The organism is Brevibacterium sp. FME17 (assembly GCF_014897515.1).
Taxonomy (GTDB): Bacteria; Actinomycetota; Actinomycetes; order Actinomycetales; family Brevibacteriaceae; genus Brevibacterium.
On record NZ_JABUYD010000001.1, the window covers coordinates 362428 to 374267 of the forward strand.

Annotated in this window: 10 protein-coding genes; 6 read left to right on the top strand and 4 right to left on the bottom strand. The window is 63.5% G+C overall.

Translation table 11 applies throughout. From position 1 onward, the window contains the following. Positions 1-150 precede the first annotated feature (150 nt). On the top strand, positions 151-921 hold the full coding sequence (locus tag INT40_RS01575; RefSeq protein WP_193095329.1) for a phosphatase: 771 nt from the start codon (positions 151-153) through the stop codon (positions 919-921). Between the two features lie 9 nt (positions 922-930). Here the strand turns inward: INT40_RS01575 and INT40_RS01580 are convergent, their stop codons facing one another. After that, positions 931-1482 carry a YbaK/EbsC family protein gene (locus tag INT40_RS01580; RefSeq protein ID WP_101570240.1) on the bottom strand — a complete coding sequence of 184 codons (552 nt, stop codon included), beginning with the start codon at positions 1480-1482 and terminating at the stop codon, positions 931-933. Between the two features lie 176 nt (positions 1483-1658). Here INT40_RS01580 and INT40_RS01585 point away from each other — a divergent pair, with 176 nt between their 5' ends. Next, positions 1659-1913 carry a type B 50S ribosomal protein L31 gene (locus INT40_RS01585; protein WP_101570239.1) on the top strand — a complete coding sequence of 85 codons (255 nt, stop codon included), beginning with the start codon at positions 1659-1661 and terminating at the stop codon, positions 1911-1913. A gap of 117 nt (positions 1914-2030) precedes the next feature. Here the strand turns inward: INT40_RS01585 and INT40_RS01590 are convergent, their stop codons facing one another. The 3 genes from INT40_RS01590 to INT40_RS01600 are packed head-to-tail and all read right to left on the bottom strand — an operon-like array spanning position 2031 to position 4135. After that, positions 2031-2855, bottom strand: coding sequence for a PfkB family carbohydrate kinase (locus INT40_RS01590; protein ID WP_193070516.1), 825 nt, complete (start codon positions 2853-2855; stop codon positions 2031-2033). Between the two features lie 44 nt (positions 2856-2899). Next, positions 2900-3364, bottom strand: coding sequence for a tRNA (cytidine(34)-2'-O)-methyltransferase (locus tag INT40_RS01595; RefSeq protein ID WP_193070517.1), 465 nt, complete (start codon positions 3362-3364; stop codon positions 2900-2902). Between the two features lie 15 nt (positions 3365-3379). Further along, a complete protein-coding gene (locus INT40_RS01600) occupies positions 3380-4135 on the bottom strand; it encodes a class I SAM-dependent methyltransferase (protein WP_193095330.1) in 756 nt (251 codons plus the stop codon). Positions 4136-4419: 284 nt separating this feature from the next. Here INT40_RS01600 and INT40_RS01605 point away from each other — a divergent pair, with 284 nt between their 5' ends. Genes INT40_RS01605 through INT40_RS01620 form a run of 4 tightly spaced genes read left to right on the top strand, consistent with a single transcriptional unit; the run spans position 4420 to position 11712 of the window. Beyond that, positions 4420-6009, top strand: coding sequence for an HNH endonuclease signature motif containing protein (locus tag INT40_RS01605; RefSeq protein WP_193095331.1), 1590 nt, complete (start codon positions 4420-4422; stop codon positions 6007-6009). 39 nt (positions 6010-6048) lie between these two features. Next, the gene (locus INT40_RS01610; RefSeq protein WP_226830501.1) at positions 6049-6729 is read left to right on the top strand and encodes a DNA recombination/repair protein RecA; all 681 of its coding nucleotides are present in this window, start codon (positions 6049-6051) and stop codon (positions 6727-6729) included. Next, on the top strand, positions 6719-8404 hold the full coding sequence (locus tag INT40_RS01615) for a Y-family DNA polymerase (RefSeq protein ID WP_193095333.1): 1686 nt from the start codon (positions 6719-6721) through the stop codon (positions 8402-8404). Before INT40_RS01610 ends, INT40_RS01615 begins: the two co-directional genes overlap by 11 nt. Beyond that, a complete protein-coding gene (locus tag INT40_RS01620) occupies positions 8404-11712 on the top strand; it encodes an error-prone DNA polymerase (RefSeq protein WP_193095334.1) in 3309 nt (1102 codons plus the stop codon). The genes INT40_RS01615 and INT40_RS01620 overlap by 1 nt, the downstream gene beginning before the upstream one ends. Positions 11713-11840: the final 128 nt, after the last annotated feature.

Consider the following 11840-nt stretch of genomic DNA (forward strand, 5'->3'; position numbering starts at 1 on the left):
TCCACAAGGCAGCAACTTGCCACGCTGTAGGGCAGAGACGCGAAGACTATCGGCAAGCACGCAGCCAATGCATTACGCGAAGAGTTTGCCGATGCATCAGTTGTCGCAAAATCTGCGACAACTGCAGCACCTGAGACTGAGAGGACCACAGTGGACCGCACCACACTCGCCCACGCCCTGGAAGCAGCTCGCATCACCGGTGAGGTGGGGACACCCCGAGAGAACAACCTCTCACACATCCATCGTTTCCTGGCACAGGAGAAGCAGTTCGACTTCGGCGTCGATCTGACCCGAGACTGGGACTATGACTCCGTGTTCGCGCTTATGGTCGACCGGTGCGGGCTGCGCCCGGAACCCGATTTCGTCGAGGGCATCGACACGATTTCGACGCAACGCTGCATCGACGCACTCGAACAGTTAGCCACCGCCATCGGCGCGGTCACCCGAGCTGGGGGAGAGATCCTCTTCGCCACGGGCCACCCGGCCGGGCTGCTTCCTGTGCACATGGCGATGGCCGCCGCAGCCGAGTCCCACGGTGCGCGGATCACGCACCAGGCCAACGCCGTTGACGTCCCGGGCCTCGGCGGCGACTGCCGACAGATCAACCGTGTGTGGACCTGGCATCAGCATGGCGGGACCCCGCACACACACCTCGCCGAACCCATGCATGCACTTCTTGACGACATCACCCGCCGAGGCGGCCAGACCCCAGATCTGATCGTGGCCGATCATGGGTGGGCCGGTGCGGCCTCGAGCCGTGGGCTGCGCACGTTGGGCTATGCCGACTGCAACGATCCGGCACTCTTCGTCGCTGAGGCTCAAGGAGCCATCGAGGTCACCGTTCCCCTCGATGACGACGTCGTGCCCTACCTCTACGAACCGCTCATCTCCTATGTCCTCGACAAGGCAGGACTGAGCTGACCGAGGACCTCAGTCGATCTCGTTTGCGAGCCCCTCGACCACCTCGGCAGTGGGAAGCGATGCCAGCGCCGCGCCGGAGAGCATGAGTTTGGAACCACGGATCCCCGAACCGATGATGAGCTCGTCGGCCTCGGCCACACGTGAGTCGATGAGGATCCGGTAGTCGGCAGGCAGACCGATGGGTCCGATGCCGCCGTACTCCATCCCCGATTCGCCGACCGCGCGATCCATGGGCAGGAACGAGGCCTTGCGCACGTCGAGGAGCTTCTTCACCCGCTTGTTCACATCGGCACGGGTATTGGCGAGGACCATGCAGGCAGCGATTCGTTCCTCACCGGAGCGCGCACCGGCCACGAGAACACAGTTAGCCGAGGTTTCGGGTCCGAGACCGGTGGCATCGAGCAGGGCCGCTGTGTCTGCGATCTGCGGATCGATGGCGAACGCATCGACGTCGCCGGTGATCGAAGAGATCGCCTCGGCGGTGGATGCGGCCATGAGTTCGGGAGCAGATGCTGCGGGCGTGAGGTCGAATTGCGCGGAAATGCGTTCCTTGGTGTTCATGGCCACAGTTTAGGAGACAGTGCGGGAATCGCTTTGAGCCAGTCCATCAGATAGACTGAGCTGTCGCTTCGTGTCCGGTTCCTACGGTTCGAGGCGTGTCCAGCAGACGAATTCGGGCACTGGCGGATGGGTCGACCCATACCAGGCGCCTGAGCGGATTCAGCAAAGGTAAGAATATGAAAAAGGACATCCACCCGGAATACGCACCGATCGTGTTCAACGATCTGTCGTCGGGAACCAAGATCTTGACCCGTTCGACCGCGAAGAGCGACAAGACGATCGAATTCGAAGACGGCAACACCTACCCCGTCATCGACGTTGAGATCTCGAGCGCATCGCACCCGTTCTACACCGGAAAGCAGCGCATCCTCGACTCCGCAGGCCGCGTCGAGAAGTTCAAGGATCGCTACAAGGGCTTCGGCAAGCGCTGAACCCCAGTCGGTTTCGGCCGACCCGACGGTTCCGACCGTCACGCATGACTTATGCGAACTGCCCCGCACGCCTGAGATGGTGTGCGGGGCAGTTCCTTTTCTATCTGCTTTGGAGCCTCAGTCCACGCTGACGCGGATATCGGGCGAGGGCTGGGTGCGAGCCGCCGGATGGAACAGCGAGGCCACGCCGGTGGCATTGTCGAGGCAGTTCGCGATGCCGTGGGCGACTTTCTCCTTCGCTGAGACGACCGCGTCCTCGATGCTGAGACCGGTGGCGATGCCAGCGGCGATGGAGGAGGCGAATGAACAGCCTGCACCGTTGACGAGTTTCTCATTGACCTTGCGTGAGCGCAGCGTCGTGACCTTCTGACCGTCGAAGAGGATGTCGATCGCGTCGTCACCGGCCAGGCGCGCACCGCCCTTGACGACGACGTTATTAGCACCCTGACCGTGGATGATCTTCGCGGCCTCGATCATGCCCTCAACCGAATCGATCGGATCGAGGCCGGCCAACGTTGCGGCCTCCTCGAGGTTCGGGGTGATGACGGTGGCCAAGGGCACGAGGTTGTCGACGAAGAGATCCTTGAGATCGACCATGGTGCCCGCGCCCTTGCACACGAGGACAGGGTCGAAGACATAGGGCAGCTCGTTCGTCTTGAGCTTTTCGGCCAGCACGAATGCCGAGTCCACGGACCCGAGCATGCCCGACTTGATCGCGTCGAACTTGTGCACCGCCAAGGTCGATTCGAGCTGCCTGGTCACCACCTCGGGGTCGATGAATTCGACGACGTGGCTGAAGCCATCGGCCGGATCGAAGGTGACGATGCAGGTCACGGCGGCGGTGCCGAATGCGCCGTATTCTTCGAACATCTTCAGGTCGGCTTCGAGGCCGGCTCCGCCTGAGACATCGGAACCGGCGATTGTGAGCACTTTGGAAGTCATGGTGGTCCTTTCGAAATTACTGTCGGGCAGAAGTCTACGCGCGTTCAGGCCCCGGCGTATCCCTGTTGCCGCCAGGCCTCATAGATTGCAATCGATGCGGAATTGGCGAGGTTGAGCGAACGCCTGGAAGGCAGCATCGGGATGCGCACGGACAGATCCACATGCTCATCCTCGACGACGGAATCGGGCAGACCCGTCGACTCCTGACCGAAGAGGAGGACATCACCATCACGGTAGCCCACCTCGGCGAAGGACTGATCCGTATGGGTGGTGAACGCGATGACCCGACGCTCGCCGAGGTGGTTCCACAGATCCGTCAAAGACGTATGGACCGTGACGTGGGCAAGATCGTGATAATCCAGTCCCGCACGACGCAGCTTCGCATCGGAGAGGTCGAAGCCAAGAGGTTCGACGAGATGGAGGTGGGCACCCGTGACTGCGGCCAGGCGAATGGCATTGCCGGTGTTGCCGGGGATCTCGGGCGTGTGGAAGACGATGTCGATGTTCATATGACACCTATTTTGTCACTGTTCGGCCGTTGCCCGTTCCCCGGGTGCAGTCGTAGTGGTTGTGGTGGCCTCCAGGCGGACGAGCAGATAGCCCTGCCGTGTCCTCTCCGGAAACTGGCCGGCCAGGTCCGGCTCGCGTTCGAGCCGAGTCGCGGGTGCGAACCCATGTTTGTGAAGAAACGTCAGAACCTGATCGATCGAGCGGCGGTGGAAGTCGAGATCGACGTCGAAGCCGGCCGCCTCGGACTGGTGATCGATACGGTCGCCGAGCTGGAAGGCCAGCTGGAACCATCCACCCGGCCGCAGCACTCGAGCAGCCTCGGAGAAGACGGTGTCCAGGGACGCATCGGGAACATGGATGATGGAGTACCACGCGACGAGTCCGGAAAAGCTGTTGTCCTCATAGGGCAGTGCCGTCATCGATCCGGTGGTGAAATCGAGATTCGGGTAGAGACGAGATGCCAGGGCAATCATGGCGGGAGAGAGGTCGAGGCCGGAGGGGGCCAGACCCAAGGCGGCAAGGAAAGCTGTGATCCGCCCTGGGCCGCACCCGATCTCAAGGGCCTTGGGTTTCCCGGTGGAGAGCACGAGTTCGGAGAAGGCTGCGAGGACGGCACGATCGTGTGGCTTGGCTGTGAGCTCGGCGGCGATCCAGTCCGTATAGGTCTCAGCGATCGCATCGTAGGAGGCCCGAGTGGCTGCCTCTCTGGCTGATTCCCGCGCCCCTTCCACGGGGAGTTCTGCCGCGTCATCGGTCGTCCCATCGTTCATGAACTCAGCCTACGGTGTGAGGTTCGGATTCAGCGTCGGCGTCCCCGCGGGGACGCTTTGGTGATAGTGCGATTCCACGTGTATAGAACAAAGAGAGCTCCGTATAGTACACATGGATCTTTACGGCGAATCCGATTCGAAAGCAGATCATTCATTCACTCGACTGGATCATTACGATTCCGATCTTATGTCAGTGGCGCCTCGTATGGTGAAAGCACGGTTCGAGGTCATGGGGACTCACGAACCGAACGGCCGCAGAGGTCGAAAGGGGAAAGGTGGGAACCATGGTCGAGAACACGGCTGCAGATCCGTTTGCGGACTATCCGGATCCATTCGCAAGGTCGGAGCTGCTCACAGCGATGAGTGTCGATCCTGATGACTACGGCGGAGATTCGAAGGCGCAGTCGGATACCGCCGAGTCTCTGCAGACCGAGTCAAGTGCCGACGTGGGCGCTGGCGCGAGGCTGGGTGATCTCACGTCCGAAGAGCTGGTTGCCGACATCCAGCGCAACATCTCGTGCATCGCGTTCTGCCATGCCCGTGTCATTGCGCTCATCGACGAGGTCGAGCGCAGAGGCTTGTGGGCGCAGTGGGTGGGCGTGACGTCGCTGCCCCAGTGGGTCATGCACATTGCGGCGGTGAGCGCACACACTGCACGGGAATACGTCCGAGTGATGATGGCGCTGCGCGAAATGCCGAAGGTGAAGAAGAGCCTGGGGGAGGGCAACGTCAGCTTTTCCAAGGTGCGTGAGGTCACCAGGCTGGTGGGGCGGATCCCCGATGAAGAGGCGCTGCGACTGGCCGATGTCTCCACCGGAAGCCAGATCGGCGTGATCGCTCGCAACTACCTCCAACTGTCCGGCGGGAACGAGGGCGGGGAAGCTCCCTGCGCCCTTCCGAGCGACAGCGTGAGTATACGGACCATCGGGCCTGGACGGACTCGCATCACGATCGACCTGGGCGAGGATGAGGCCGCGGAATTCTCCTCGATGCTCGACGCCGCTCGGCATGTTCTCGAACAGCCGTCCTCTGCGGATGACGCCGGCGGCGAAGGGCAGGAGGATGAGCCATCGTATGAGCCGATCTCGCAGGTCATGTGCCTGATGGAGATCGTGCATGCGTTTCCGCAGGCAGCGTCGCCTGGAACCGTTGACGTTGACCGCGCCCGCATGCTCGTCCATGCCTCCGCCGAGGTGGTGACCCGATCCGGCTCCCGTGCCGAAGCCCTCGACGACGTCCCCGCGGGGACGTCTGCGGATCAAAAGACAGACCTGACCTGTCGAATCGATGGCTTCGGCGGCATCACCTCGGCGACGGCGGAACGGCTGAGCTGCGAAGCTCTGATCAGCGGAACGATCAAGGACGCCGATGGAGACGTACTCATGCTCGGACGGTCGAAGAGGCTGGTGAGCAGACGCCAACGCCTAGCGTTGAGCGCACGGGACATGGGATGCCAGTTCCCCGGCTGCCGTGCCCGCAGAAGGTGCGACGCACACCACATCCGCCCCTGGTCACAGGGCGGAGCGACGGACCTGGACAATCTCATCCTGCTCTGCCGCACCCACCACACGGCGGTGCACAGATATGAGTTGAATATCTCACGGACCTCAGCTCCCTTCGCCGGAACTCTGGGCGGGCAGGCGGCATTCGCCTTCTTCCTGCCCGGCGGTTCGCAGCTGCTTCCGCTTGAAGAGGGGAAGCGCGGGCGCATCGTCTTCGACACGGCACGGCTGGTCAAGGTCGCCGAGGAGGCGGTCGCGGAAGCGGATCCGAGGACCGTCGGCGGCGGGTACGGCTTCAGCCTGGACTATTGCATTGCGTGGATGTTCGAGGCGGAATGGAGACACGCCCGGGCGAACAATGTCGCTGCGTAAATCTTGCCTATTTAGAACACTAGTTCGATAATGGATGTCATGTCTGCAGTGCCACTCGTTGAACAGCTCAGCCGGGAGATGGGTATCTCCACGGCCGCCGCTCTGTTCGATGGGCTTGCCCCTCGCACCGTGGATCCGGTGTTGGCACCGATGTTTCGCCGAGGCGGCCTTCCCCGAGGGGAGATCGTGACACTGATCGGGGGCCAATCGTTGAGCTGTGCCCTCGCCACGATCGCCGTCGCAACCCGGGAGCAGAAATGGTGTGCCGGTATCGGACTCGGCGAACCTGCCGTGTCATCCATTGCCGATCTGGGTGTTGACCTCGACCACTTCGTCAACCTCGTCACCCCGGCCGAGGACTGGCTGCGTGTGGTCTCAATCCTCATCGAATCTTTCGACGTCCTCGTCGTCGACCCGGGGTTTCTGCCCAGTGCTGGGGAGCGCGCTCGGCTGCTGGCGAAGGTGCGCGAACGCAAGATCAGCTTCATCAGCCTGACATCGATGCCCGGAAGCACGGAGCAGATCGAGATCACCGACACGCAGTGGTCGGGCACAGAACGCGGTCATGGACGTCTTCGCTCCTGCCTCGTGCAGGCCCGATCACAGACCGGCGTCCACCGGTTCCTGCTGCCGGGACCGGAAGGGACTCCTGCCGAAGCACCAGCGCCCACCCCGGCGGAGGGCATATTCGAACGGCCGGTGATCCGCAGTGTCAGCTGACGTCGCTGCCGAATCCACCGCTGTGCGCATCGATGACCATCGCACACTCGTTCTCAGCGTTCCCGACTGGTCCGCGGTGGCTGCTGCGACCGAACATGATCTCAGTCCTCGTACTCCGGTGGCGGTGCTCAGCGGAGGCCAGGTGGTCGCGGCCAATGCTCCTGCTCGCGCGGCCGGAATCGCTCTGGGCAACAACAAGCGGGCGGTCGGATACCGCTGCCCCGAAGCACATGTGGTCGCTTGGGACGAGGAAGCAGACAACAGACACTTTTCTGCCGGAGTCGGAGCGCTCGAGGAACTCGTGGCACGGTTCACTCTGCTCAGTCCCGGCACGCTCGCCATTCCCCTGGACTCGCTCAAACACGGCTATGCCGATGAGCCCAGCGCCGTTGAGGCTCTGATCTCAGCACTCGTATCGGCGACCGGGTGGGAGTTCTTCCCCGGCATTGCCGGCACCGTGTTCGCAGCAGTCCTTGCCGCGGGGCAGGCACGCCGGGTCGAACCAGGCGAGACTGCGGAGTTCCTAGCTGTGCAGCCGGTCAGCACCCTCGAATATGCCGGGGCAGGTGCGACCGAACTCATCGATACCTTCACCCAGTTGGGCCTGCGAACCTTGGGGGATCTGGCCGCGCTCGACGCACGGGACGTGAACTCACGATTCGGGGCGCTGGGCAAGCGTGCGCACGACCTGGCCACGGGAGTCGAGTGGACGCCTCTGAGCGATCATGTCCGGGAAGAACGACTCAATGTCGAACTCGGTCTGGACACGCCGACGACTCGCAGTGACACTTTGGGATTCCTGACCCGCCAGCTTGCCGCCGAGCTCCTGACCGCCGTGCGCAGCCGAGGACTCGTGTGCACACAGATCACGATCGAGCTCATCGCCGTCTCGGGACAGTTCTCGAAGCGGACCTGGCGGATCGAAGACATGAACGAGAACACCATCGCCGACCGTCTGCGGTGGCAGGCAGAGGGATGGTTGGCCGGAGCCACTCGACAGGGACCAGCCGCTGCCAGAACCGGACCACAGACCGGATCCGGACCACAGGCCCAGGCCGGGTCGGCTCCTCAGATCGGAACGGCTCCCGACGATCCCGGCCCCGATCCGGAGGACTTCTCCGAGGAGGGCATCATCGCTGTGGGCCTTGTGGCCGCGGAGCTGACCACTCCCATCGGCGCGACGAGGAGTCTGTTCGATGAGAACACCGGGCAGGTCACTCACACGCTGGAGCGGCTGCAGGGACTGTTCGGCCCCGACTCGGTCCTGGTCCCGGGTCTGCAGGGCGGATGGGATCCGGCCGAGACCAACCTGTGGACACCGTGGCAGCAGGCGGCATCGCCTGTGCGCAGCCCCGGAGCTCCCTGGCCCGGGGCACTGCACGCACCCCGACCCACGACGGTCGAACATCTGCCCATCGATGTGCTCGCCGCAGGAGGGCGACCAGTGGGGGCTCGTCCCGCAGGTCTGGAATCGGCACCGTATGCGATCCGCTTTCCCACCGGGACCACCGAGGAGATCGCTGACTATTCAGGTTCCTGGCCCGTGGAATCCGGTTGGTGGGATCCGGCGAAAGCCATCTATCGGACCCGCCTGCAGGTCGTCACCGGCTCGGGGCAGGCGCTGCTGCTGAGCAAAGAGAACGGCCAGTGGTACATAACCGGACGGTACCGCTGATGGGCTTTTCGAATCCGCGCACCCCCTGGTCCCAGCTGGCCCAGCGGTTGGAAGGCAAACACGCCGATGGGTCCGATGCTCCTGCCTTCTCCCGACCCGACCGTCATCAGGTGTCGGTGGGTCCCGGCGGCTCCGATGGCACCGGTCGGTATTCGGGTCCTGGGCAGGGGCCCCTTCTGCGGACCTCCACGGTCGAGTGGGCCGAGCTGCATGTGCACTCCCAGTTCAGTTTCCTCGATGGGGCCTCCGACCCGGAGGAACTCGTGACCGCAGGCGCCGCAGCAGGGCTGACGTCCTTGGCGCTGACCGATCACAACGGTCTCTACGGTGCGGTGCGGTTCGCCTATGCCGCCGCCGAGGTGGGTCTGCCCACAGTCTTCGGCGCGGAGCTGTCCGTGGGGTTGGAGGAGAAGATCCCCGGCCAGACCGACCCCGATGCCACCCACCTTCTGGTCCTCGCCCGCGGGGTCGAGGGCTACCACAGACTGTCGATGGCCATCACCGAGGCCAACCTGGCCGGGGAGAAGAACCGACCGGTCTTCGGTCTCGAAGAGCTGGCCGCGATGAGCGGGGACTGGACGATCCTCACCGGCTGCCGCAAAGGTCCCCTGCGTCGAGCCCTGAACGACCCAGATGGTGGACTCGGCGCCCTGCAGAACCTCATCGCGCTCTTCGGAGCCGAACGGATCGCGGTGGAACTCAGCCGGGATGGGACTCCAGACGATGATGAACGGCTGCGCCACCTCGGCGAGCTTGCACAGCGAACGAATCTGCCGGTCGTAGCCAGCAACAGTGTGCACTTTGCTACCCGGGCGCAGTGGAAGTCAGCGCAGGTGAGAGCCTCGGTGAGGTCTCGGCTGTCCCTCGACGAATTGGCCGGGTGGCTGCCTGCGACGGCGAATGCCCGGATCCACACAGGGGAGGAGATGGCCGCACGCTTCCCTCGTCAGGCTCTGGAGAACGCCGTGGCCATCGGCAAAGAGTGCTCCTTCGTTCTGAACTCGGCGCGTCCGGATCTGCCGCGTGCCCCGATGCCCGATGCCAGGGGCGCCGAGGAATATCTGCGTGAGCTCATCGAAGATCGCGGCGCCAAGCGCTACGGATCCCGGAGCGTGAATCCGAAGGCCTGGGCACAGCTGGATCGGGAGATGAACATGATCGCGGAACTGGGGTTCTGCGGATACTTCCTCATCGTCTACGACATCACCGAGTTCTGCCATCGGGTGTCCATCTTCTGCCAGGGGAGAGGCTCGGCGGCGAACTCCGCAGTCTGCTATGTCCTCGACATCACCGCCGTCGACGCGGTCAAGCACGAACTCCTCTTCGACCGCTTCCTCTCACCCGATCGCAAGGGCTACCCGGACATCGACATCGACATCGAATCGGGCAGGCGCGAAGAGGTCATCCAATATGTCTATGATCATTTCGGCCGTGAACGGGCCGCCCAGGTCGCCAATGTCATCACCTACCGGGCGAAGTCAGCGATCCGCGACGCGGCCTTCAGCCTGGGCTACGAACCGGGTCAGCAGGATGCGTTCTCAAAAGCCAGCAACCGCTGGTCAACCCTGCCCGAAGCGGAGGACTCCCCAGTTCCGGCCCCGGTGCTCAGCATCGCAGATGACCTTCTCGGCTCACCCCGGCACCTGGGCATCCACTCCGGCGGCATGATCCTCGCCGATCGTCCCATCGGTGAGGTCGTGCCGATCGAGAAGGCCACAATGGGTCATCGCACCGTTGTCCAATGGGATAAGGATGACTGTGCGGCCATGGACCTGGTGAAATTCGATCTGCTGGGACTGGGCATGCTCACCGCACTCCACGAGATGGTCGACCTGGTCCACCGGCACACGGGCGAACTCATCGAACGCGCCCACATCGACGACGAGGACGAGGCGGTCTATAAGATGCTGCAGAAGGCCGATGCGGTGGGAGTCTTCCAGGTCGAGTCCCGGGCTCAGCTGGCGACCCTGCCGCGCCTCAAACCCGAGAAATTCTACGACCTCGCCGTTCAGGTCGCCCTGATCAGGCCCGGCCCCATCCAGGGCGGATCTGTCCACCCCTACATCCGCAGACGGCAAGGACTTGACGACGTGGAATACCTCCACCCTCTGCTGCGCAAGTCCCTGGCCAAGACCTACGGGGTGCCGCTGTTCCAAGAGCAGCTCATGCAGATGGCCATCGACGTCGGCGGTTTCACCGGTGCCGATGCCGATCAGCTGCGGCAGGCGATGGGATCGCGACGGTCAGAGAAGCGGATGACCGAACTGGCGCAGAAATTCCAGACCGGTTCGGCCGCCAAAGGAGTCGACGAGGAGACCGCGGAGTCCATCTTCTCCACGATTGCCGCGTTCGCCAACTACGGGTTCCCTGAATCTCACGCGATCAGCTTCGCGAATCTCGTCTACCAGTCGGCCTGGTTCAAATACCACCACCATGCGGCCTTCACAGTGGGCCTGCTGCGCAGTCAGCCGATGGGCTTCTACTCACCGCAGTCGCTCGTCGCCGACGCCCGCCGCCACGGTGTGAGAATCCTGCCTGTGGACATTCGCCATTCGATGTCCGGCAGCGACCTGGAGCGCCTCGAGACCGATGACACCGGAGTCTCGGGCGAGTTCGGGATCCGGTTGGGCCTGGATTCGGTGGCCCATGTGGGGTCCTTCGCCGAGGTGATCGTGACCGAACGTGAGAACGCACCATTCACCTCGGTGGCGGACCTAGCTGAAAGGACAGGGATCGGGAAGCAGGCACTCGAAGGACTCGCTACCGCGGGGGCGCTGAGCTGCTTCGATCTTGACCGCAGACAGGCACTGTGGCTGGCCGGCGGGGTCGCGGGAGCACACCCGGGAGTGCTGCCGGGAACCGCCACGATCTCCTCGGCGCCGACCCTGCCGACCATGGACGCCTTCGACACGACCTTGGCCGAACTCTTCTCCACCGGGATCACCGTCGACGGGTACCCGACCGAGATCCTGCGAGCGTCCCTGATCGAACGCGGTTACGCTTCGACGGCGGATGCCGCGGCGGCTGCCGACGGGACCCGGATGACGGTGGCCGCCATCGTCACGCACCGACAGCGCCCGGCCACCGCCTCGGGAATCACATTTATCAACCTCGAGGACGAATTCGGGATGCTCAACGTCGTGGCCACGGCCGGGCTGATGAAACGGTTCCGGCCGATCGCAACCTCGCGCAACGCCCTCGTGGTCACCGGGCTGATCCAACGCGGGGGAGAGGTCGTGAGTCTCTACGCCCACAAGCTCATTCCGCTCGAGGTGCAGCTGCCGACCAAGGCCCGCAATTTCCGCTGAGACCACGACTGCGAACGCCGACATGAGTGCGCGTCGATATAGACCCGGACGGTGCAAGTGGTGTGACGAAACATGACGCCAGGTGACATAAACATGACGAGATCGCATGCTTGCGGCCTGAGAGTCGA